At 68.1% G+C, this 22,971-nt stretch carries 14 protein-coding genes and 1 pseudogene; 13 read left to right on the top strand and 2 right to left on the bottom strand.

From position 1 onward, the window contains the following. Positions 1 to 12 precede the first annotated feature (12 nt). From DIE08_RS05150 to DIE08_RS05170, 6 genes and pseudogenes are all read left to right on the top strand, one after another. Positions 13 to 1,389, top strand: a complete 1,377-nt coding sequence (locus DIE08_RS05150; RefSeq protein ID WP_124901186.1) for an LLM class flavin-dependent oxidoreductase — start codon at positions 13 to 15, stop codon at positions 1,387 to 1,389. Between the two features lie 105 nt (positions 1,390 to 1,494). Continuing rightward, positions 1,495 to 1,587, top strand: a pseudogene (locus DIE08_RS36525) (short-chain dehydrogenase); the annotation flags it as partial. A 186-nt stretch (positions 1,588 to 1,773) separates the two neighbouring features. Continuing rightward, positions 1,774 to 2,703, top strand: coding sequence for a TauD/TfdA family dioxygenase (locus DIE08_RS05155; RefSeq protein ID WP_124901187.1), 930 nt, complete (start codon positions 1,774 to 1,776; stop codon positions 2,701 to 2,703). Between the two features lie 42 nt (positions 2,704 to 2,745). Beyond that, positions 2,746 to 3,801 (top strand): ABC transporter substrate-binding protein, encoded by a 1,056-nt coding sequence (locus DIE08_RS05160; RefSeq protein ID WP_124901188.1) that lies wholly within the window; start codon positions 2,746 to 2,748, stop codon positions 3,799 to 3,801. 138 nt (positions 3,802 to 3,939) lie between these two features. After that, the gene (locus DIE08_RS05165; RefSeq protein ID WP_260436458.1) at positions 3,940 to 4,884 is read left to right on the top strand and encodes an ABC transporter ATP-binding protein; all 945 of its coding nucleotides are present in this window, start codon (positions 3,940 to 3,942) and stop codon (positions 4,882 to 4,884) included. Continuing rightward, positions 4,881 to 5,768, top strand: coding sequence for an ABC transporter permease (locus DIE08_RS05170; RefSeq protein WP_124621951.1), 888 nt, complete (start codon positions 4,881 to 4,883; stop codon positions 5,766 to 5,768). Before DIE08_RS05165 ends, DIE08_RS05170 begins: the two co-directional genes overlap by 4 nt. 427 nt (positions 5,769 to 6,195) lie before the next feature. Here the strand turns inward: DIE08_RS05170 and DIE08_RS05175 are convergent, their stop codons facing one another. Next, positions 6,196 to 7,110, bottom strand: a complete 915-nt coding sequence (locus DIE08_RS05175; protein WP_124621949.1) for a glutaminase — start codon at positions 7,108 to 7,110, stop codon at positions 6,196 to 6,198. 224 nt (positions 7,111 to 7,334) lie between these two features. On the opposite strand from DIE08_RS05175, the gene DIE08_RS05180 reads away from it, so the two are divergent. Next, the gene (locus DIE08_RS05180; RefSeq protein ID WP_124621947.1) at positions 7,335 to 8,045 is read left to right on the top strand and encodes a response regulator; all 711 of its coding nucleotides are present in this window, start codon (positions 7,335 to 7,337) and stop codon (positions 8,043 to 8,045) included. Between the two features lie 64 nt (positions 8,046 to 8,109). Continuing rightward, on the top strand, positions 8,110 to 9,240 hold the full coding sequence (locus DIE08_RS05185) for an ATP-binding protein (RefSeq protein WP_059600167.1): 1,131 nt from the start codon (positions 8,110 to 8,112) through the stop codon (positions 9,238 to 9,240). A gap of 6 nt (positions 9,241 to 9,246) precedes the next feature. Here DIE08_RS05185 and DIE08_RS05190 read toward each other — a convergent pair whose 3' ends face one another. Then, positions 9,247 to 11,649: a patatin-like phospholipase family protein gene (locus tag DIE08_RS05190; RefSeq protein ID WP_124901189.1), complete on the bottom strand. Its 2,403-nt coding sequence runs from the start codon at positions 11,647 to 11,649 to the stop codon at positions 9,247 to 9,249. A 271-nt stretch (positions 11,650 to 11,920) separates the two neighbouring features. Here DIE08_RS05190 and DIE08_RS05195 point away from each other — a divergent pair, with 271 nt between their 5' ends. From DIE08_RS05195 to DIE08_RS05215, 5 genes are all read left to right on the top strand, one after another. Then, on the top strand, positions 11,921 to 12,955 hold the full coding sequence (locus tag DIE08_RS05195; RefSeq protein WP_124901190.1) for a rod shape-determining protein: 1,035 nt from the start codon (positions 11,921 to 11,923) through the stop codon (positions 12,953 to 12,955). 205 nt (positions 12,956 to 13,160) lie between these two features. Beyond that, positions 13,161 to 13,820: a YdcF family protein gene (locus DIE08_RS05200; RefSeq protein WP_124621941.1), complete on the top strand. Its 660-nt coding sequence runs from the start codon at positions 13,161 to 13,163 to the stop codon at positions 13,818 to 13,820. Positions 13,821 to 14,443: 623 nt separating this feature from the next. Next, the gene (locus tag DIE08_RS05205) at positions 14,444 to 20,032 is read left to right on the top strand and encodes an autotransporter domain-containing protein (RefSeq protein WP_124901191.1); all 5,589 of its coding nucleotides are present in this window, start codon (positions 14,444 to 14,446) and stop codon (positions 20,030 to 20,032) included. 155 nt (positions 20,033 to 20,187) lie between these two features. Beyond that, positions 20,188 to 22,413, top strand: a complete 2,226-nt coding sequence (locus DIE08_RS05210) for an amylo-alpha-1,6-glucosidase (protein WP_124901192.1) — start codon at positions 20,188 to 20,190, stop codon at positions 22,411 to 22,413. Positions 22,414 to 22,516: 103 nt separating this feature from the next. Next, on the top strand, positions 22,517 to 22,768 hold the full coding sequence (locus tag DIE08_RS05215; protein ID WP_059600328.1) for a hypothetical protein: 252 nt from the start codon (positions 22,517 to 22,519) through the stop codon (positions 22,766 to 22,768). Positions 22,769 to 22,971: the final 203 nt, after the last annotated feature.

Genomic DNA, 22,971 nt, shown 5'->3' on the forward strand with positions numbered 1-22,971 from the left:
ACGAATTCCACGATGTCCGATCCTCGCCCGTTGTTGTTTTCCCTGTATGAACAAGCCAGTGTCGGCTGCGGCGGTGCGCCCAGCCTCTGGACCCATCCCGCCGATGAGCGACTGCGCGCGAACACGCTCGCGTTCTGGTCGAACCTCGCGCGCACGGCCGAGCAGGCCGACCTCGACATGCTTTTCTTCGCCGACGTGCTCGGCTTGTACGACGTTTATGGCGGGTCGGCCGACGCGGCACTGCGATGGGCGGTCGAGTCGCCCGCGAACGATCCGATGATGCTGATTCCGGCGCTCGTCGCGCAGACTGAGCGCCTCGCGTTCGGCGTGACCGCCAGCACGACCTACGAGCATCCGTTCGCGCTCGCGCGCCGCTTCAGCACGCTCGATCATCTGAGCGACGGCCGGATCGGCTGGAACATCGTGACGTCCTACCTGACGAGTGCGGCGCGCAACTTCGGGCTCGACCGGATGATCGGCCATGACGAACGCTACGCGCGCGCCGAGGAATTTCTCGACGTCGTGTACAAGTTGTGGGAAGGGAGCTGGGCGGACGACGCGGTCGTCGCCGACAAGCACGCGCCGCGCTATGCGCGCGGCGACCGCGTGCGGCCGATTGCGCACGAAGGCACGCACTATCGCGTGCAGGGGCCGCACGTCTGCGCGCCGTCGCCGCAGCGCTCGCCCGTGCTGATCCAGGCTGGCTGGTCGGGCCGCGGGCGTGAATTCGCGGCGAAGCACGCGGAGGTGGTGTTCGTCGCGAAGTCGAATCCGCACGAGATTCGTGCCGGCCTCGACGAGATTCGCCGTCTCGCGACGGAGCGCGGCCGTGCGGCGGACGACGTGAAGTCGTTGACCGTGTTGCGCATCGTGACCGCGCGCTCGTCGAGCGACGCGAAGGAGAAATACCACACGCTGCAGCAGCACTATCACCAGCACGCGCAACTCGTCAGCTATGCGGGCGACACCGGGATCGACATCGACCGCTATGCGGACGACGAGCCGCTGACGACGCAGACGGAAGGGCTCACGTCCTACGTCGTGCGGCCCGATGGCAGCGGCAAGCCGCTTACTGCCGGCGACGTGCGGCGCAAGTTCGCGAGCGTCACGCGCGGCACCGACCTGATTCTCGTCGGCTCGCCCGATGAAGTCGCCGACCAGATCGCCGAGCATGCGCGGCAGTCGACGACCAGCGGCTACATGCTCAATCCGCTGATCAGCCCCGGCTCGCTCGACGATTTCGCCGAACTGATCGTGCCGGAACTGAAAAAGCGCGGACTGTACCGGACGACGGCGCCGGCCGGCACCTTCCGCTCGCGGCTGACCGGCCGCGACCGCCTGCCGGACACCGCGCATGGTGCGTCGTTCCGGCAATCCGCATCCGACTGACGCTGACGCGCCGGTCGATACGGTATGACTTTGCGTGACATGAACCATCACGTGCTGTTCCGGTTGCGACCGTGCCGCGCCCGCCGGTACGACGCGTGAAGATCGATCACGTCGATCTACGTCGAGCTGGCGTCGTCGCGTGCGAGTGACGGGCCGGGACAGATCTATGGCGCGTCGGGCGGCGGGGGGCAGCCTTAGCGCGGTGGCGGCGCCCGAGTCGCGGGTAATGGGCGGCCGGCGAGTGGCGGACGGCCCGTCCTGCGCGCCCGCCGCCCGAGCAGCGATCTTTATCGCTGCAGCAGATAAACGTATCCGAATCGCTTCGTTGACGCAGTCCGGCACGCGCTCGTAGATTCGAATTTTCATCGAATCAGGGGCTGTACCGTGACGACTCCCGCCATCCGCGCCGCCGCATCGACGTCCGCCGGCCATCGACCCGCGTTGCCGCTCGAGGCGCGCGCGCAGTGCTTCGACATCGTTCCGTTCGATGCGCCGCTCGGCGCCGAAGTCGTCGGGCTCGACCTGTCGCAACCGCTCGACGCGGCCGGTTTCGCGCGCATCCACCGCGCGCATCTCGATCATCACGTGCTGGTGTTTCGCGACCAGCGCATCACGCCGGACGAACACATCGCGTTCAGCCGCCGCTTCGGCCCACTGCAGATCCACGTGCTCCACCAGTTCGCGCTCGCCGCGCATCCGGAAGTGCTGATCGTGTCGAACATCGTCGAGCACGGCAAGCCGATCGGCCTCGGCGACGCCGGCCATTTCTGGCACTCCGACCTGTCGTACAAGGAAAAGCCGAGCCTTGGCTCGCTGCTGCATGCGCAGGAGCTGCCTGCCGAAGGCGGCGACACGCTATTCGCGAACATGCATCTCGCATGGGATACGCTGCCCGCGCACCTGCGCCGTGCGGTCGAAGGGCGGCGCGCCGAGCACACGTATCTCGCGCGCTATGCGGAGCTGCAGGCCCGCAGCCCGTGGCGCCCGAACCTGTCGGCCGAGCAGATCGCGCAGGTCGACGCGGTCGTGCATCCCGTCGTGCGCACGCATCCGGAGACGGGCCGCAAGGCTCTGTTCGTCAGCGAGCATTTCACGACGCGCATCGTCGACTTGCCCGACGACGAAAGCCGCGCGCTGCTCGACGAACTGTTCGCGCACAGCGTGCGTGCCGAGCATCTGTATCGCCATCACTGGCGCGACCACGACCTCGTATTCTGGGACAACCGCTCGCTGATGCATCTCGCGGCCGGCACGCCAGACCATCTGCGCCGCAAGCTGTACCGCACGACGATCGAGGGCGACACGCCGTTCTGAGCGTCGCGCCCTCTCTGCCGCCTCATTCTCACTGGAGTTCCGATGTCGTTTCCGCTTTCTGCGGCCCTGTGCCGTACGACGCTGTCCGCGCGCCGCGCGCTGGCCGCCACGCTCACCGCCGCGCTGGCATTCGCCGCCGCGGGCACGCCGCAAGCCGCGCATGCGGAAGGCCACATCCGCATCGCCGAGCAGTTCGGCGTCGTCTACCTGATGCTGAACGTCGCGCGCGACCAGCAGCTGATCGAGAAGGAAGGGCGCAAGACCGGCGTCGACATCAAGGTCGACTGGGTGCGGCTGTCGGGCGGGGCGGCCGTGAACGACGCGCTGCTGTCGGGCGCGGTCGATATCGCCGGCGGGGGCATCGGGCCGTTGCTGACCGTATGGGACCGCACGCGCGGCCGACAAAACGTGAAGGGCGTCGCATCGCTCGGCAATTTTCCGTACTACCTCGTCAGCAGCAACCCGAACGTGAAGACGATCGCCGACCTGAGCACGAAGGACCGCATCGCGGTGCCGGCCGTCGGCGTGTCGGTGCAGTCGCGCGTGCTGCAATACGCGGCCGCGAAGCAATGGGGCGACAAGCAGTTCGACAGGCTCGATCCGCTCACGCAGGCGATTCCGCATCCTGACGCAACGGCCGCGATCCTCGCGAACAGCAACGTGATTACCGGCCACTTCGGCAATCCGCCGTTTCAGGATCAGGAACTCGCGGGCAATCCGAACGCGCACATCGTGCTGAATTCGTACGACGTGCTCGGTGGCCCGAGTTCCGCGACGGTGCTGTACGCGACCGGGAAATTCCGCGACGACAACCCGAAGACGTATCGCGCATTCGTCGCGGCGCTCGCCGACGCCGCGCGCCAGATCGCGGCCGATCCCGAGCGTGCGGCCGACACCTATATCCGCGTGAACGGATCGAAGATCGATCGCGCGTTGCTGCTGAAAATCCTGCGCAATCCGCAGGTGCAGTTCAAGACGGCGCCGCAGAACACGCTGAAGCTCGCGCAGTTCATGTATCGCATTGGTGCGATCCGCAACGAGCCGAAGTCGTGGCACGACTACTTCGTCGACGATCCGGCGACGGCCGGCGGCAGTTGAACTGCAGTCGAACGGCGGTGGCGTTCCCGCGTCGCGATCGACGCTTATGCGTCGGTGCGGTTTCGATATGTGCAATCGTTGGTTGGGTCACGCGCCGCGCCGCCGTATGTTGATGCTTTACCCGCAAGAGTTTCGATCGTGAACGCCACTTCTCCCCGAATCGCATTGCCGCCGTATGCGGCGCGCGGTGCCGCTGCGCCGGCCGTACCTCCTCCTACCGACGCAGCGCGCACGGTGAGCCGAACCGCGCCGCACCCCGCACCGGCCGGCGCACCCAGCGAGCGCCTGCTGGCGATCGATCGGGTGAGCCTCGAATACCGGAGCGGCGCGCGAATCGTCCGCGCGACCCATCAAGTCAGCTTCGACGTGTACGGCAGCGACCGCTTCGTGCTGCTCGGCCCGTCCGGGTGCGGCAAGTCGACGTTGCTGAAGGCAATCGCCGGCTTCATCGAGCCGGTGTCGGGTTCGATCGCGCTCGACGGCCGGCCCTTGCACGGGCCCGGCCCGGATCGCATCGTCGTGTTCCAGGAGTTCGACCAATTGCCGCCGTGGAAGACGGTGGTCGAGAACGTCGCGTTTCCGTTGCGTGCGGCCGCGAAGCTGTCGCGTGCCGAAGCATGCGAGCGCGCGCTGCACTATCTCGACAAGGTCGGGCTCGCCGGCTTCGCCGATACGTACCCACATACGCTGTCGGGCGGCATGAAACAGCGCGTCGCGATCGCGCGTGCGCTGGCGATGCAGCCGCGCGTGCTGCTGATGGACGAACCTTTCGCCGCGCTCGACGCGCTCACGCGTCGCAAGATGCAGGAAGAACTGCTGCGCCTGTGGGACGAGCTCCGCTTCACGTTGCTGTTCGTCACGCATTCGATCGAGGAGGCGCTCGTCATCGGCAACCGGATCCTGCTGCTGTCGCCGCATCCTGGCCGCGTGCGCGCGGAGCTCAACAGCCACGACTATTCGCTCGACAGCGTCGGCAGCGGCGACTTCCGCGACAGCGTCGCGCGCATTCATCATCTCCTGTTCGATACCGACGAAGCGAACGTCACCCGCGCAGCATCGGCCACGGAGGCAATCGCATCATGAGCACGATCGATCCGGCTCTGCCGCCGCTGCCGCCCGTTCGCGCGGAATACGTCCATGCGCTCGACACGCCGCCCGACGCCGAACGCGCGGCGCCCGTGCCGCTGATGCGCCGCATCGTCGGCGCGAGCGGGTTTCGCCGCGCCGTCATCGCGCTCGTGCTGATCGCCGCATGGGAAATCATCGCGCGCATCGTCGCGAATGACCTGCTGGTGCCGACCTTCGGCGCGACGCTGGCCGCGTTCGTGCAGGGCATCGCGTCGGGCGAACTGCTCGTGAAGACCGGCATCTCGATGTCGGTGCTGTTGCGCGGCTATGCGCTCGGGGTGCTGTTCGCGTTCGTGCTGACGTCAGTGGCGGTGTCGACGCGCATCGGCCGCGACGTGCTCGCGATGCTCACGTCGATGTTCAACCCGCTGCCGTCGATCGCGTTGCTGCCGATCGCGTTGCTGTGGTTCGGGCTCGGCACCGGCAGCCTGCTGTTCGTGCTGGTGCACGCGGTGCTGTGGCCGCTCGCGCTCAGCATGTATACGGGTTTCGCCGGCGTGCCGGCCACGCTGAAGATGGCCGGGCGCAACTACGGCCTCACGGGCTTGCGACAAATCGCGTTGATCCTCGTGCCGGCCGCGCTGCCGTCGATCCTGTCGGGGCTGCGGGTCGGCTGGGCCTTCGCGTGGCGCACGCTGATCGCCGCGGAGCTCGTGTTCGGCGCGAGCGCGGGGCAGGGCGGGCTCGGCTGGTACATCTTCCAGAACCGCAACGAGCTGTATACCGACCGCGTGTTCGCGGGCCTCGCGGCCGTCATCGTGATCGGGCTGCTCGTCGAGCACCTCGTGTTCGATACGCTCGAACGCGTGACGGTGCGCCGCTGGGGCATCCAGCAATGAGCGCTTCGAGCCGGGACCGGACGCATGCGCGTGCGCACTCCCGGCGCACGCATAACCAAAGCTGAAATCGGTTTTTCACGCGGGCGGGATGCGTCCCTATTGTTGGCGTTCTTTATTGATGCTAGCGGTGCTCAGTAACCATGCTAACGGCAATCAAACGGAAACTACCTGGTTTCAAGGCGTTTGGGGGAAATGCCGCATTTCTCAGGCCGTTGCTATGGCGCATCAAATGACGCTTCCGCTGCTCACCAACTTTGCTGGCAGGTCGTTGAATTACTGTCGGGCCGGACGTATTTTCCCTTCGGTCGTTCGCGGCGATCACCGCGAAGCGTTCGATTTCGGCTCATTCGCCCGATTTCAATGCTCGAGTGTGCCGATCTTCACCTGCCGCCGTTGTGCCAAATGACGCGCGCCCAACCTCGCCCCCTCAAAAAATCGACCTTCCCGTATAAGTCGTCAACCACTCCAGCGCCAGCGTCCCTGCCAGCGAGTTCCCGTTCGCATCGAGCCCCGGCGCCCATACGCACACGGCCATGTCACCCGGCAGCACCGCGACGATCCCGCCGCCGACACCGCTCTTGGCAGGCAAGCCGACGCGATAAACGAAGTCGCCCGCCGCGTCGTAGGTGCCACAGGTCAACATCAGCGCCGACAACCGCTTCGCCGAACTCGCATCGACGACCCGCTCGCCAGTGACGGGCGCGACGCCGCCGTTCGCGAGAAACAGCGCCGCTTGCGCAAGCTCGACGCAGTTCATCGTGATCGCACACTGGCGGCAATACGCGTCCACCACCGTGTCGGGCGGCATCTGCATGTTCCCGAAGCTCGCCATGAAATGCGCCATCGCGCGGTTGCGTTCCGCGTGCTGCAGTTCCGAGAGCGCGACGCGCGAATCGTAGTCGAGGTCGGTCGCGCCGTTCAGCCGCCGCACGAACTCGACGAGCGCCGTCTCGGCCTTGACGAAGCGGCGGCACAGCACGTCGGTGACGACCAGCGCGCCGGCGTTGATGAACGGGTTGCGCGGCTTGCCGCGCTCGCTTTCGAGCTGAACGAGCGAATTGAACGCGGTGCCGGACGGCTCGCGGCCGACCCGCTCCCACAGCGCATCGCCCAGCAGCTGGAACGCGAGCGTGCAAGCGAACAGCTTCGAGATGCTCTGGATCGAGAAGCGCTCCTGCGCGTCGCCGACGGTGTAAACGTTTCCGTCCAGCGTCACGACGGCCATCCCGAACTTGTCGGCGGGCACTTTAGCGAGCTCGGGAATGTAGTCGGCGACACGTCCCTGGCCGATCCAGGGGGCGAGTTCGGCATGGATGCGTTCGAGGATCGACTGGTAATTCATCGTGTGTGAGGCAGGGCGGGCGCGCGGCCCGGTTTTCGGAGAGCCCGTATGGAACCGTTTCGGCGCCGATTCGTCAAGCGCGGCGACCATCGCACCCTTATTCTCCAGATCTTCAAACGGGCAATCGGTGGGCGCAGTATCATGCGGTACGTTTCGACCGATGGCCGGCAGCCGGCGCAGGCCTGCCGCCGCCGCGGTTTCCCCGTACGATCCGACCGTTGCCCATGTCTTTTCGCATCCTGCTCGTCGAAGACGACACCCGCCTGTCCACACTGATCGCCGGCTACCTGCGCAAGAACGACTATGAAGTCGACACTGTGCTGCACGGTGACGCCGCCGTCCCGGCGATCCTGTCCACGCGCCCGGATCTCGTCATTCTCGACGTGAACCTGCCGGGCAAGGACGGCTTCGAGATCTGCCGCGAGGCGCGCAAGGAGTACGACGGCGTGATCATCATGGTGACGGCGCGCGACGAGCCGTTCGACGAACTGCTCGGCCTCGAATTCGGCGCCGACGACTACGTGCACAAGCCGGTCGAGCCGCGCATCCTGCTCGCGCGGATCAAGGCGCAACTGCGCCGCGTCCCCGCGCGCGCGGCCGAGGGTGCCGCGCCGCAGCCGGAGCGCTACACGTTCGGCCAGTTCTCGATCGACCGCACCGACCGTTCGGTCGTGCTGCCGGGCGGCGGCTCGCCGGACCTCACGTCGGCCGAGTTCGACCTGCTGTGGGTGCTGGTGTGCCATGCGGGAGAAGTCGTCAGCCGTGACGACCTGATGCTGCAGCTGCGCGGCGTCGAGTTCGACGGTCTCGACCGCACGATCGACGGGCGCATCTCGAAGCTGCGCCGCAAGCTGCATGACGATGCGGGCAACCCGCAGCGGATCAAGACGATCCGCAGCAAGGGTTACCAGTTCAGCAAGCATGCGTGGGAATGACGCCGGCCCGGCACGACGCCGTCGGCCGCCGCATCCCCGCATCGCACGATAGCCGGAAGCCGCGATGATCCGACGCACCCGTTCGCACCCCGATGCAGCGCCGCTTTCGGCGCCGCGCTATGTCAGATGGCGCTGGCTGCATTTCCGCCGCGCGTGGACCGACACGCGCGCCGACCGCATTCCAAGCTGGTCGCGCCTGTACGTGCGGACCTACCTGCATCTGCTCGGCCTCGTGCTGCTGACCGCGCTCGTGCCGGCGCTCGCGCTGTGCGTCGTGCTGTCGCCGGAAGTCGTGTGGCACGCGTTCGACGCGCTGCCGGGCGATATCTGGATCGTGCTGGCGTTCGTGTTCGCAGCGCCCGCGCTCGCCGCATATCGGTGGATGCGGCCGGTCTGGTCGGATCTCGTGATGGTGCGCGAGCGCGCGATCGACTTCACCGGCGGCCGCTTCAACACGCGCGCGCGGGAGTCGCACAGCGTGATCATCGGCCCGCTCGCGCGCACGCTGAATGCGCTCGCGATGCGCATGGAGCGGCTGATCGCGGCGCAGCGCGACCTGACGAACGGGATCTCGCACGAGCTGCGCACGCCGCTCGCGCGCGTGCGCTTCGCGCTCGAGATGCTGCGCGAACCGGGCTCCGCCGCCGAATACCACGGTGCGCTGGAGAGCATCGCGCAGGACGTGACCGAGCTCGAGGAGCTGATCGACATGAGCCTCACGTATGCGCGGCTCGAATACAGCTCGCTGCAGTCGAACCTCGAACTGACCGCGCCGGTCGCGTGGTTCGAGCACCAGGTCAGCGACGCGCAACTGCTGTATCCGGAGCGCGCGATCGAGTCGCGCATCGCGATCGCGTCGGACCTGCGCGTGAAGATGGACCGGCGGCTGATGTCGTACGCGATGCGCAACCTGCTGCGCAACGCGAGCAAATATGCGGCGTCGCGGATCGTCGTCGGGATCGCGCTCGAGCACGGCAACATCGCGATCTTCGTCGAGGACGACGGCCCGGGCGTGCCGGAGAGCGAGCGCGAGCGGATCTTCGACGCGTTCGTGCGCCTCGACCGCCGCACCGGCGGCTACGGGCTCGGCCTCGCGATCACGCGGCAGGTGCTCCACGCGCACAACGGCCGGATCGCGGTGGTTGATCCGGTCGAACTCGGCGGCGCGCGCTTCGAGATCAGCTGGCCGATCTGAGCGCCGTCAGTACGTGCGGCCGAGCTGCAGGTAGATGTTGCGCCGGCCGCCCGGCGCGAGCGCGACACCCATGTACAGCGGACCGAATGCGGTCGACAGGCTCGTGAAGAACGTGTAGCTCTGCTTGAGCGTGCCGCCGCCGACCTTCACGCCGCTCGTCCACACATTGCCGACTTCCGCGCTGGCGCCGACCGACAGCGCCTTGATCGGGGACGCGTTGAACGTCATCAGCTGGTTCATGTACGTCACGTTACCGTACGCGAGTTCATTGCCGGTCAGCTGGTCGGCCGCATACGCGGCCAGATGCTGGAATCCGCCGAGCGTGAAGTTGAACGCGTTGATCAGGTTGGTGCCGCCGATGCTCTTGCCGCCCTCGATCGTTGCACTGACGCTGTGCCGGCCGAACTGCTGCGCGATCATCGCCTTGCCGTAGAGCTCGGTGTAAGGCGTGTTCGACGTATCGGCGAGGTCCTCCGCGGACTGGCTGTTGTGCGACCACAGCGACCGTTCGACACGGAATTCGCCGTAGTAGCCGCGGCGCGGGAACATCGGATCGTCGAGCTGATCGATGACGAGCCGCGCCCGCGCGGTCAGCGCCTGCGACGTGAAGCTCGGCCATATCAGCGTCGAGCTGCCGTCATCGAACGGGAACGGCAGGTTGTAGTTCGGCGAGCCGTGCCCGGTCGCGTAGCCGATACCCATCCGGAAGTCGCCGAGCCGGGCGATCGGCAGGCCGAAGTCGAGCCCGGTGCGCGCCGTCTGCATCAAGTACTGATTCAGCTTCACCTCGCCGCTGTTGTCGTACAGGTTCACGTAGCGACGCTGATATTCCGCGTAGGGCGAAATGTACAAGCCGTATGCGGCCGGCAACGGCTGGCGCAATTCGACGCGCGCCGACTGCAGATCGCTGCCGATCGTCGTGTCCGCGCGGAACTCGAGGCCCGATTCGGTGAGCCACGGCCGCCGGTAGCCGATGTGCAGGCGGAAGCCGCCCTCGTCGGTCGAGCTGCTCGACATCCCGACGCCGAACAGCAGGAAATTCGGCCCCCAGTATTTCTCCCGCGCATCGATCTCGAGCACGTTCTCGTCGCCGTGGCTCACGATCTGCTGCGTCACGCTCTCGAAATTGCCGCCGGTCGTCAGCCCGAGCAGGTCCTGGCTGACGGTCGCCGGATCGTAGGTGTCGCCCGGTTTCACGTGCAGCGCGTCGCTGACGACGCGCTTCGGCACGCCGCCGGTCGTCTTGATCTCGACCCGCGTGATGCGGATCGGCGGCGGCAGCGGCTGCGCATGCGCGGACCGGTAGGCCGCGTACTGTTCCGGCGTGAGCGCGAAGTGCCTGAGCCGCGGGAGCGCCGCGGTCGCGGCGGCCGCGCCGGCGGCGATCGCCTGCTTCGCGTTCTGGAAATCGGTGAACGCGAGCGCGCCGAGGTCGGGCGTGAGCAGCACGTCCTGCGCGGCGAGTTGCTTGCGCTGCAACGTCACGTTCTGGCGGATCAGGATGCCGACCATCTGCTGCATCACGTCGGCCGGCGACGCGAGCGCGTCGAGCGGGCGCAGCGGCGAGCCGATGTCGACGGCGATCACGACCTTCGCACCCATCTGCCGCGCGGTGTCGACCGGCAGGTTGCTCACGAGGCCGCCGTCGACGAGCGCGCGGCCGTTGATCTCGGCCGGCGCGAACAGGCCGGGCATCGCCATGCTCGCGCGGATCGCGAGCGGCAGCGAGCCGCGGTCCAGCACGACCATCTGGCCCGTCTGCAGGTCGGTTGCGACCGCGCGATACGGGATCGGCAACTGGTCGAACGGCTGATTGGTCGGCACGGCGGCCGTCCAGTTCGCGAGCAGCGCCTGCAGCCGGTTGCCCTGCACGAGGCCGACCGGCGCCTTCACGCCTTTCTTGCCGAAGCCCAGTGTAAGGCTGTTGATGTACAGTCGCTCGTCCTCGCGGCTGCTTTGCGGCAGGTCCGCGCGGTCGGTCACGTCGAACGCGATGTCGGCCAGGTTCACTTCCGACAGCTGCTTCTGCATCTCGTCGGCGGCCATTCCGCTCGCATACAGGCCGCCGACCACGGCGCCCATGCTGGTGCCGGCGATGCAATCGATCGGAATGCGGTTCTCCTCGAGCACTTTCAGCACGCCCAGGTGGGCGTACCCGCGGGCGCCGCCGCCGGACAGCACGAGGCCGATCGCCGGCCGGCCGGCCGGACCGCCGTCGGCGTTGCAGGTCGGCGCGGGTCTGGCGGTGGGGGCGGCGGCCGGCGCGGCGGAAGTGGCCGCCGTCGCGGTGCCGGGGGCGGTGTCGGCTGCCGGCAAGGGCTGCGCGGCAACGGTGCAGCACCAGAGCGCAACGAGCGTTGCGCCCAGTTGGCGCACCCCGAGCCAGCGGGGAAAAGCGGTCGCTGTCATGGAGGAATACCTGGCGTGATCGGGCGTCGGACGCCTGCCGGGAGCAGGCAAGACCGAGAGATTACCGTGTTTTACAAGCGCGACGCGAGAGGCCGATGCGTAGCCGCGGACCTGCCGAAACACACATTCGGCAATCTCGTCGCGAAAAAATCATCGGAATTGTCTAAAGTACCGGAACGATTTGCCGCTAAGTCCATGATGGGGCGGTAAAAGCGCGCCGCGGAGACGCGGCCTGGCCGTTTCGGCCGGTTTGTTCAAAAAAAGGCTTGATATGTCGACACCGCTGTTCGGAAAGTTGTTTGCGCAACCCGTTGCGATCGACCCTGGAACGGCGAGTACGCGGATTTATACGCACGAGCGCGGCGTGGTGCTGAACCAGCCGTCGGTCGTCTGCTTTCGCAAGGGTGGTGCGACGGACGCGCGACCGACGCTCGAAGCGGTCGGCGAGCGCGCGAAGGCGCTGCTCGGCCGTGAGCCGGGGCATCTGGAGGCCGTGCGGCCCATGCGGCACGGCGTGATCGCCGATGCGCACGCCGCCGAGCAGATGATCCGCCGCTTCATCGACATGTCGCGCACGCGTTCGCGTTTCGGACGCCGCGTCGAGGTCACGCTGTGCGTGCCGTCGGACGCGACGGCGGTCGAGCGCCGCGCGATCCGCGAGGCCGCGTTCGCGGCCGGTGTATCGGACGTCGAACTGATCGAGGAAGCGCTCGCCGCCGGGCTTGGCGCGGGCCTGCCGGTGACCGAGCCGGTCGGCTCGATGGTGATCGATATCGGTGGCGGGACGACCGAAGTTGCCGTGATCGCGCTCGGCGGCATCGTCTACCGCGAGGCGATCCGCGTGGGCGGCAACCAGTTCGACGCGGCGATCGTCAACCACGTGCGCAACCTGTACGGCGTGCTGCTTGGCGAGCAGACAGCCGAGCGCGTGAAGAATACGATCGGCTCGGCAACCAGCGCGGTGCCGCGCACGTCGACGCGCGCGATCGGGCGCGGGGTCGCGGACGGCCTGCCGCGGTCGATCGAGTTGTCCAACCACGACGTGGCGGACGCACTGGCCGCACCGCTCAAGCAGGTGATCGGCGCGGTGAAGTCGGTGCTGGAAAATGCGCCGGCCGAACTCCTGACCGACATCGCGCATCGCGGCGTAGTGCTCACGGGCGGCGGCGCGCTGCTCGCGGACCTCGAACGCCTGCTGCGCGACGAGACCGGACTGACCGCGCGGATCGCCGACGAGCCGGCCACCTGCGCGGTGCGCGGCGCGGGGGAGGCGAAGGGGCGGCTCGCGACGTGTCCGATGGATTGACGCCGGCCGGGCCGGCGCATTGGCGTTCCTTGCCGGCCTTTCGAACCCCGGATTTCCTGCATGCCGAACATCGTCCGGGTTCTCCGGACACGCTCGGCACGTCGTGTCGACCTCGTTACCTGGACAGGCGCGAGCGCGCCGTGGCAGCATGCCGGGCCGTGTGCCGTGCGAACCGGCGGCACGCTTCTCCAGGAGTCCGATACCTTTGAACCAGCGTTTCAAGCGGGGCCGTGCGGCCCGGATCGGCCGTGTCCTGGCCGCGTTCGCGTGTTTGTGGATTGTCGCAGCAGTTGTGCTCGTCGGAACCGGGATGCGGATGCCGAGCGAGCCGGCCGACGTCGCGGTGATCTTCGGCAATGCGCTCGACGACGGCGGTGCGCCGAAACCGGTGCTCGCGGCGCGGCTCGATGTCGGCGTGCGCTGTTATCGCACCGGGCAGTGCCCGGCGTTCCTCGTCAGCGGCGCGATCGACGGCCCCGGGCTGAACGAGGCGACCGCGATGCGCGACTATCTGGTCGCGCGCGGCGTGCCGGCCGACCGGATCGCCGTCGACGACCAGGGCGACAACACGCTCGCGACCGCGCAGCACACGCGCGCGTACATGCAGGCGCACCGGATGTCGCGCGTGCTGATCGTCAGCCAGTATTACCACCTCGCGCGGGCGCGCCTCGCGTTCGAGCGGGTCGGCATCGCGCCCGCGAACATTTTCGCTGCGTATCCGCACAGCTTCCAGTGGCGGGATATCTATTCGAGCTGGCGGGAAGTGCCCGCGTACGCGATCTATGCGCTGCGCCTGTGGCTCGATCCCGATGCACGGCCCATGTCGTTCCGGCCGATGCTTTATCTGATGAGCCTGTTTTCATAACACGGCGTTCCGGCCGGGATTCGGTCGATTTTACGGCTTTCATTTTAATTTCCAAATGCCGCCTTTGCATGGGCCGGATCCGAAACCGCCGGGAAGCATGTTGAAAATCGGCGATTTCAATTTGGCAAATGAAATGGATCCGGATTATCGAACCGACTGCCGCAGCCGTCACTTATATTGCACCGCGAAAATCAGCCGTCTATGAGGTATCGGCATTTTCACGGATCGAGCTCCGTCGGCAGCTTCGCGCCGGATTTGACGGAGTGACCGGGAGATCCGTGGAAACCCGTCACTTTGCGCATTTCATCAAGTAAAAAATACGCATTCTATTGACCCTTCTGAGATAACGAAACATCGACTGGAAAACCATGTTTTTTTGATATAGCCTTGTCTGACAAAAGCAGGGGCGGTAATCAAATCAACCAGAAAGTCGCTGCATAAAAACAAGGGTCAAGATCATGGCATCCGGTTAGTTTTGCATCCTCAAACGAGAATCGATTAACCAATAATTCATCCACGAATAAACCGACGTCGTTCCGCGACCGCCGGAGGGCACGCTTGCGTCCCGGATTTTCCGCTGTCGCCGGTCCGATTCAGCGTCCATGCCGATCACGAGGGGAAGCATGAACATTGCGCAATCGAAGAAGAGCGGGGAGCCGTTTCCGAGATTCCTGTTGCCGACGGGGGTTTTTCTGGCATTGTCCGGCGCGGGCATCGTTCCCGCGTACGCGACCTGCAGCACGGCAGGCACCACGGTGACCTGCTCGGGCGTCGCGAATCCGCTGGCGCCGAGCTATGCAAACAGCGCCAACAACCTGAACGTCACAGTCAATCCCGGCGCGAGCGTCGGCGTGCTGCTGGGCGTCGGCGGCACCGCGATGTCGCTGACCGGTAGCGGCGTCACGCTGACCAACAACGGCACGATCGATCCTTCGGCGCTCGGCTCGGGGCTCGGCGTGCTGTCGAGTGGCACGGTGGTCGGCAATGCGTCGGCGAGCACCACGACCATCACCAACAACGGCACGATGATGGGCTCGACCGGCGTCGCGATCAGCGGCGTGACGGGCATGGCGCTGTCGGTCCAGAACGGTACGGGCGGCGTCTCCAGCATCACGAACACCGGCGTGATCGGCTCCACGCCGCTGGTCGGTGCGACGCTGTCCGGCGCGGACGCGCCCGTGGTTGCCGCTTACGGTGGCGGCCAGGTCAACATGTCGAACAGCGGAACGATCACCGGGCGCGTGTCGCTCGGCTCGAGCGGCACGCCCGGGCTCGGCAACACGTTCGTCAACTCCGGCACGATCAACGGCGGCGTGTCGATGGGCGCCAACAGCACGAACACGTTCACCGCGGTCACCGGCTCGTCGGTCAATACGGCGGGTGGCACGGGCGGCGCGTTCAACATCACGGTCGGCCCCTTCACGCTCGGCGTCGCGGCGACCGGCGTCGTCGACGGCGGCGCGGGCGGCAACAACACGCTGGTGCTGCAGCAGGGCGCTACGGCGAACGGCACGATCGCGGTCAACAATTACATCAACTTCAATCATCTCGACGTCACGAGCGGCAACTGGACCGTCAACGGCGCGTCGACCGCGCAGGACGCGACGCTCGCGGGCGGCGTCGCAATCATCAACGACAACGCGTCGCTCGGCACGGGCACCGTCACGGCCACTGGCGGTGCGCTGCAGGCGGGCACGGCCGGGCTGAACGTCGCCAACAACGTGGATCTCGGCGCGGGCGGGCTGACGGTGCAGGGTGCGACCGGGCTCACGCTATCGGGCACGGTGACGGGTAGCGGCACACTGACGAAGAACGACGGCGGCACGCTGACGATGTCGGGTGCGAGCACGTATACGGGGGGCACGAACCTGAACGGCGGCGGCCTGGTGGTCGGCAGCAACACGGCGCTCGGCGCGGGCGCGCTGAACGTCAATGCGGCGGCGTCGCTCGACGCGAGCACGAACGTGACGCTCGGCAACGCGGTCAATCTCGCCACCGGCACGACGCTGACGGTCGGTGGCAGCAACGCGCTTGCGCTGTCCGGCGCGATCGCCGGCGCCGGCAGCCTCGTGAAGGACGGCGCGGCGACGCTGACGCTGAACGGCACGAACACGTACACGGGCGACACGACGATCAACGCCGGCACGCTCGCGCTCGGTACGGGCGGCAGCCTCGCGGCGACCGGCACGGTGAACCTGACCGGCGCGGGCGCGACGTTCGACCTGAGCGGCGCGTCGGGCGCACGGACGATCGGCGCGCTGGCGGGAGCGGCCGGCACGAACGTGAACCTGGGCAGCACTTCGCTGACGCTCAACGGCACCATCAATGCGACCTACGCGGGCACGATCGGCGGCGCGGGCAGCGTGACGCTGTCGGGCCCCGGAACGCAATCGCTGACCGGCACGAACGTCTACACCGGCGGCACGAACCTGAACGGCGGCAACCTGGCCGTCGGCAGCAACACGGCGTTGGGCTTGGGCGCGGTGAACGTCAACGGCTCGTCGACGCTCGATGCGACCGCCAACGTGTCGCTCGCGAACGGCATCAACGTTGCCACCGGCACGACGCTGACACTGGTCGGCAGCACCGATCTCGGGCTCGGCGGCACGATCTCAGGCGGCGGCGGGCTCGTGAAGAACGGCGCGGCGACGCTGACGCTGAACGCCGCGAACAACTACACGGGCGGCACGACGCTGAACGCCGGCGTCCTCGCGCTCGGCAATGCCGCGGCCCTCGGTTCCGGCACGCTGACCGTCGGCGGCGCGGCGACGCTCGATGCGATCACGAACCTGTCGATCGGCAACGCGATCGATCTCGGCGCGAGCACGGCGCTCACACTGGGCGGCAGCAACGCACTCGTGCTGGGCGGCGTGATCTCCGGCACGGGTGCGCTCGTGAAGGCCGGCGCGGCGACCACGACGCTGACGGGCGCGAACACGTATACAGGCGGCACGACGATCAACGCCGGCACACTGGCGATCGGCGCGGGCGGCAGCCTGGCGGCGACCGGCGCGATGAATCTCGCGAACGCGGGCGCGGCGCTCGACCTGAGCGCTGCGACGGTGCCGCAGTCGATCGGCGCGCTGGACGGTGTGGCGGGCACGAACGTGAATCTCGGCGCCAATACGCTGACGCTGGGCGGGACGGCCGGCGGCACGTTCAGCGGTGCGATCGGCGGCACCGGCAGCCTGACGCTGGCCGGCACCGGCACGCAGACGCTGAACGGCGCAAGCACCTATTCGGGCGGCACGAACCTCAACAGTGGCAGCCTGGTGCTCGGCAACGCCGCGGCACTCGGCACCGGCGCGCTGAACGTCGGCGGTGCGGCCACGCTCGATACGAACGCGAACCTGTCGGTCACCAACGCAGTCGATCTCGGCGCGGGCGCAACGCTGACGCTCGGCGGCAGCAACGCGCTCGGATTGAGCGGCGCGATCTCCGGCACGGGCGCGCTCGTGAAGAACGGCGCGGCGACCACGACGCTGACGGGCGCGAACACGTACACGGGCGGCACGACGATCAATGCGGGCACGCTGGCGATCGGTGCGGGCGGCAGCCTGGCGGCGACCGGCGCGATGAATCTCGCGAACGCGGGCGCGACGCTCGATCTGAGCAGTGCGTCGGGTGCGCAAACGCTCGGCGCGCTGTCGGGCGTGAGCGGCACGAACGTGAATCTCGGCGCCAACGCGCTGACGCTGGGCGGGACGGGCAGCGGCACGTTCAGCGGTGCGATCGGCGGGACCGGCAGCCTGACGCTGGCGGGCACCGGCACGCAGACGCTGAACGGCGCGAGCACCTATTCGGGCGGCACGAGCCTCAACAGTGGCGGCCTGGTGCTCGGCAACGCATCGGCACTCGGTACCGGCGCGCTGAACGTCGGCGGTGCGGCCACGCTCGATACGAACGCAAACCTGTCGATGACGAATGCGGTCGCTCTCGGCACGAGCGCGACGCTGACGCTCGGCGGCAGCAATGCGCTCGGATTGAGCGGCGCGATCTCCGGCACGGGTGCGCTCGTGAAGAACGGCGCGGCGACCACGACGCTGACGGGCGCGAACACGTACACCGGCGGCACGACGATCAACGCGGGCACGCTGGCGCTCGGGGCGGGCGGCAGCCTGGCGGCGGCCGGCACGGTGAACCTCGCCGGCACCGGCGCGACGCTCGACCTGAGCGGCGCGTCGGGTGCGCAAACGCTCGGTGCGCTGTCGGGCGTGGCCGGCAGCAACGTGAGTCTCGGCGGCAACGCGCTTACGTTGGGCGGAACCGCCAGCGGCACGTTCGGCGGGGTGATCGGCGGCACCGGCGGCCTGACGGTCGCGGGCACCGGCATTCAGACGCTGACCGGCAGCAACACGTACACGGGCGGCACGACGATCGCGGCGGGTGGCACGCTTCAGCTCGGCAACGGCGGCTCGTCGGGCAGCGTGGTCGGCAACGTCGTCGACAACGGCGCGCTGATCTTCAACCAGTCCGCCAACGTGACGCTCGCGAGCGTGCTGTCCGGCACCGGCTCGCTGACCCAGGCCGGCAGCGGACAACTGACGCTGACTGGCACCAGTACGCTGAGCGGCCCCACCACCGTCGCCGCGGGCACGCTCGCCGTCGACGGTTCGCTCGGCCAGTCGACCGTGACCGTGCAGAACGGCGCGACGCTGACGGGCACCGGCACGGTCGGCGGCCTCGTCGTGCAGAGCGGCGCGTTCGCGGCCGTGTCGCAGCCGGGCGCGGCGCTGAACGTCGCCGGCAACGTCACGTTCCAGCCGGGCTCGACGCTGCAGGTCGCGGTCACGCCGCAGCAGGCGGGCAGCGTCGCGGCGAGCGGCACGGCCACGCTGAACGGCGGCACCGTGCAGGTGCTCGCGAACCAGGCCAGCTACCAGCCGACCACGAAGTACACGATCCTCAGCGCGTCGTCGGGCGTGCAGGGCACGTTCAGTCAGGTGAATTCGAACTACGCGTTCCTGATGCCGACGCTCAGCTACGATCCGGACCACGTGTACCTGCAACTGGTCGCGAACGGCACGTCGCTGACCGATGTCGCGACGACGCCGAACCAGCGCGCGGTCGCGACCGCGATCGGTGCGCTCGGTGCGGGCAACCCGCTGTACGACACGGTGCTGACGACCGATGCGGCCACCGCGCGCCGGGCGTACGGGATGCTCGACGGCGAACTGCAGGCGAGCCTGAAGAGCATGCTGCTGCTCGACAGCCGCTACGTGCGCGATGCCGTGACCGATCGTGTGCGCCAGGGCCTCGCGCCCGGATCGGGGCCGCTCGCGGCGCTGTCGTCGGGCGGCGCCGCGCTGTGCGGCGACAACACGGCCGGTGTCACCGACCCGACGTTGTCGCCGGAGCGCCGGATCGGCTCGCGGGCCGGCTGCCATGGCGGCACGCCTTATCAGCCGGTTGTCTGGGGGCAGGCATTCGGCGGCCGCAGCAGGCTCGCGGGCGACGGCAACACGTCGGCGATCAACCGCAGCATGACGGGCTTCATCGCCGGTGCCGACATGGCGCTCAACGACAAGTGGCGTGCCGGCCTGGCCGCCGGCGTCACGCACAGCTCGCTCGACAACGACCTGAGTTCGTCGGCGTCGGTCAACAGCTACTACCTGTCGCTGTACGGCGGCGCGCAGTACGGTGCGCTCGGCGTGCGCGGCGGCGCGTCGTACACGTGGTATCGGATCAACAGCGACCGCTATCCGGGCTTCGCGGGCTTCTCCGACCACGATTCGGCCGGCTACAACGCGAATTCCGCGCAGGTGTTCGGCGAAGTCGGCTACGCGCTGCCGGTCGGGCCGGTCGCGCTCGAACCGTTCGCGGGTCTTGCCTACGTGAACCTGCATACCGACGGCTATACGGAAAGCGGCGGTGCGGCCGCGCTGCGGGCCGGCGGCCAGACGACCCACGTCGGTTTCTCGACGCTCGGCGTGCGTGCCGCGTCGCAGTTCGGCACGTTCACCGCGCGCGGGACGGTCGGCTGGCGGCACGCGTTCGGCAACGTGCAGCCGTCGTCGGCGTTCACGTTCGCGAACGGCGGTACGTCGTTCCAGGTATCGGGCGTGCCGATTGCTCGCGACAGCGCGGTGCTCGAAGCGGGCATCGACGCGACCATCACGAAGCGCCTGACACTCGGCCTCACGTTCAGCGGCCAGTACGGCAGCGGCGTGCGTGACAACGCGGTGCTCGGCAACATCCTGTGGAAGTTCTGACCGTCGCCTGATGTGCCTGTGCGCGGCCCGGTGCGGCGACGGCAACGCCGCGGGGGCCGCGTCTTTTTCGTCGCTGCGCGCCCCCCCGGTTCTGGCCTATCCTGTGCGAAACACGCGACGCGCACCGCGCGTTGCGCCTCGACACAGGAGCATCGATGCCGAATCACGCCGAAGCCACCACGACGCAGGCGCCGCAAGTCGCGCCGGTTCCCCCGACCCAGGCGACGGGCCCCGCGTTCATCGCGCCCGAAGCCGATCCGCAGGCACTCGCACGCAACAACCAGTACGTATTGAAATCCGGCGACGCATTCGTGGTCAGCGATGCGCTCGGCGACATCGGCGGCCATGACGACGGCCTGTTCGTCGACGACATGCGCGTGCTGTCGACATGGCGTTTGACCTTCGGCGGCCGTGCGCCGTCGCTGCTGTCGGGCGCGACGAGCGCGGACAACGCGTCGTTTACCGCACACCTGACGAACCGCCCGCTGCCGCCGCTCGGCGGCCGCGAGACGCCCGAGGGCGTGATCCACATCGAACGGATGCGCGTGCTCGCGGGCGACGTGCTGCACGAAGCGCTGACGCTGACGAACTACGGCGCGAGCGAGGCCGAGGTGCCGCTGTCGCTGTCGTTCGCGGCGGATTTCAAGGACATGTTCGAAGTGCGCGGCACGCAGCGCCCGAAGCGCGGCACGGTGGCCGCGCCGTGCGTCGACGCCGGTGCGGTGCGGCTGCGTTACGACGGCCTCGACAAGGTCGAGCGCAACGTGACCGTGCATTTCTCGCCGGCACCCGACGCGCTCTCGGTCGATCGCGCCGATTACACGCTGACGATCGCCGCGCAGGCGTGCGTGTCGATCTACCTGACCGTCGACGCGACGCTCGGCCCCGCGCGCGACGGGGAAGGCTCGGGATGCGGCCGCGTCGCGCTGCGCACCGCGCTCGTCGGCGTGCATCGCGAGATGCGTTCGCGGCGCGAGGCGATGGCGCGCGTGAACACCAGCAATCCGCTGTTCGACGCATGGCTCGACCGGTCGCTCGCCGATCTCGGGCTGCTCACGACGCAGCTCGACACCGGGCCGTATCCGTATGCGGGCATTCCATGGTTCTCGACGCCGTTCGGCCGCGACGCGGTGATCACGTCGCTGCAGATGCTGTGGCTGCAGCCGTCGCTCGCGCGCGGCGTGCTGCGCTTTCTCGCGGAGCACCAGGCGCGCGAGACGTCCGCGTTCCGCGATGCGGAGCCCGGCAAGATCATGCACGAATTCCGCCGCAGCGAGATGGCTGCGACGGGCGAGGTGCCGTTCGCGCTCTATTACGGCGGCGTCGATACGACCCCGCTGTTCCTCGTGCTCGCGGGGGCGTACGTCGAACACACGGGCGACGATGCGCTGATCGACGAGCTGTGGCCCGCGCTCGAGCGCGCCGCGCAGTGGGTGATCGACAAGTGCGACCGCAATCCGTACGGGCTGCTCGATTACCAGCGCACGTCGGAGCGCGGCCTCGCGAACCAGGGCTGGAAGGATAGCCACGATTCGGTGTTCCACGCGGACGGCCGCTTCCCCGACGGCCCGATCGCGCTCGTCGAAGTTCAGGCGTATGCGTGCGCGGCGCTCGATGCGATGTCGATGTGCTCGCACCGGCGTGGACACGCGGCTGACGCGACGCGCTATGCGTTGCGCGCGAAGACGCTGCGCGACCAGGTCGAGGCACTGTTCTGGATGCCGGAGTCCGAGTTCTACGGGATCGCGCTCGACGGTCACGGTGACTTGTGCCGCGTGCTGGCGTCGAACGCGGGCCATCTGCTCGCGTTCGGACTGCCCGACGCCGGGCGTGGCGCGGCGGTCGCCAGCGTGCTCGGCTCGACGCTGTTCCAGACGGGTTGGGGCATTCGCACGCTCGCGGCCGGCCAGCCGCGCTTCAATCCGATGGCCTATCACAACGGTTCGGTGTGGCCGCACGACAATGCGCTGATCGCGCGCGGGCTCGCGCGCTACGGCGACAAGACGGCGGCGGTGAACCTGCTGCGCGCGCTGTTCGAAGCCGCGGTCAGCTTCGAGATGCGGCTGCCGGAGCTGTTCTGCGGGTTCCCGCGCCGGCGCGGCGAGCCGCCGACGGCGTATCCGGTCGCGTGCCTGCCGCAGGCGTGGGCGGCCGGTGCGCCGTTCATGATGCTGCAGGCCTGTCTCGGCGTGAGCGTCGACGCGGCGCGCCACGAAGTGCGTGTCGAACGCCCGACGCTGCCCGAAGGCGTCGACTGGCTGCGCATCGACGAACTGCGGGTCGGCGACGAGACCGTATCGCTGACGTTCCGGCGCGTCGACGGCCAGGTCTTCGCGGCGGCCGCGCAGCCGGGGCGGGTGAAGGTGGTCGCGGTGCTGTAGTGATGCGGCAGCCTGCACGGACGTTGCGCGATGTCGCGCCATGTCCGCGCGCAGCGGCATAGAATCGTGACATGACCCTTGAACGATGGCGGAGGCACCTACGATGACGACCGATAAACGGCCCGACGACGGCGAGCAGAAGCTCGAGAATCTGGAAGCGGCGGTCGACCACCTGCACAAGTCGATCGAGTCGCAGAGCATCGCGGCTGGCGCGGCGAAGGGCATCCTGTTCAGCCTGATCGAAACGCTCGGCGCGCTGATCGGCGATCCCGACCTGCCCGAACATGCGCGCTCCGGATACGAGGCGCTGCGCGACAAGGCGAGCGAATTGCGCAGCGGGCTCGATCGGCATTGATGAGCCGGCAGCGCCGGCGTCGGCCGCACGGCCTGCGCCGGTGCTGCACAATCTTGCGTGGCGCGCACAAAACCCCGTGCGCTCAATGAGTTAGCCGGCCGGTGCGCAGGATATCCACAAGCTTGCCAACACAATCTGTGGAGAACCGTCCGGCCCCCGTGCCGGTGCGCAGGGTGCGCGCCGCGAGGTCGCAAACGATGCCG

This window comes from Burkholderia sp. Bp9004, assembly GCF_003858025.1.
Classification (GTDB): Bacteria; Pseudomonadota; Gammaproteobacteria; order Burkholderiales; family Burkholderiaceae; genus Burkholderia; species Burkholderia diffusa.

What these genes read in the sequence shown, in the direction of transcription:
- DIE08_RS05150 (WP_124901186.1), top strand. Translation starts at nt 13, where the DNA reads ATGTCCGATCCTCGCCCGTTGTTGTTTTCCCTGTATGAACAAGCCAGT.
- DIE08_RS05160 (WP_124901188.1), top strand. Translation starts at nt 2,746, where the DNA reads ATGTCGTTTCCGCTTTCTGCGGCCCTGTGCCGTACGACGCTGTCCGCG.
- DIE08_RS05170 (WP_124621951.1), top strand. Translation starts at nt 4,881, where the DNA reads ATGAGCACGATCGATCCGGCTCTGCCGCCGCTGCCGCCCGTTCGCGCG.
- DIE08_RS05175 (WP_124621949.1), bottom strand. Translation starts at nt 7,110, where the DNA reads ATGAATTACCAGTCGATCCTCGAACGCATCCATGCCGAACTCGCCCCC.
- DIE08_RS05180 (WP_124621947.1), top strand. Translation starts at nt 7,335, where the DNA reads ATGTCTTTTCGCATCCTGCTCGTCGAAGACGACACCCGCCTGTCCACA.
- DIE08_RS05185 (WP_059600167.1), top strand. Translation starts at nt 8,110, where the DNA reads ATGATCCGACGCACCCGTTCGCACCCCGATGCAGCGCCGCTTTCGGCG.
- DIE08_RS05190 (WP_124901189.1), bottom strand. Translation starts at nt 11,649, where the DNA reads ATGACAGCGACCGCTTTTCCCCGCTGGCTCGGGGTGCGCCAACTGGGC.
- DIE08_RS05195 (WP_124901190.1), top strand. Translation starts at nt 11,921, where the DNA reads ATGTCGACACCGCTGTTCGGAAAGTTGTTTGCGCAACCCGTTGCGATC.
- DIE08_RS05205 (WP_124901191.1), top strand. Translation starts at nt 14,444, where the DNA reads ATGAACATTGCGCAATCGAAGAAGAGCGGGGAGCCGTTTCCGAGATTC.
- DIE08_RS05210 (WP_124901192.1), top strand. Translation starts at nt 20,188, where the DNA reads ATGCCGAATCACGCCGAAGCCACCACGACGCAGGCGCCGCAAGTCGCG.
- DIE08_RS05215 (WP_059600328.1), top strand. Translation starts at nt 22,517, where the DNA reads ATGACGACCGATAAACGGCCCGACGACGGCGAGCAGAAGCTCGAGAAT.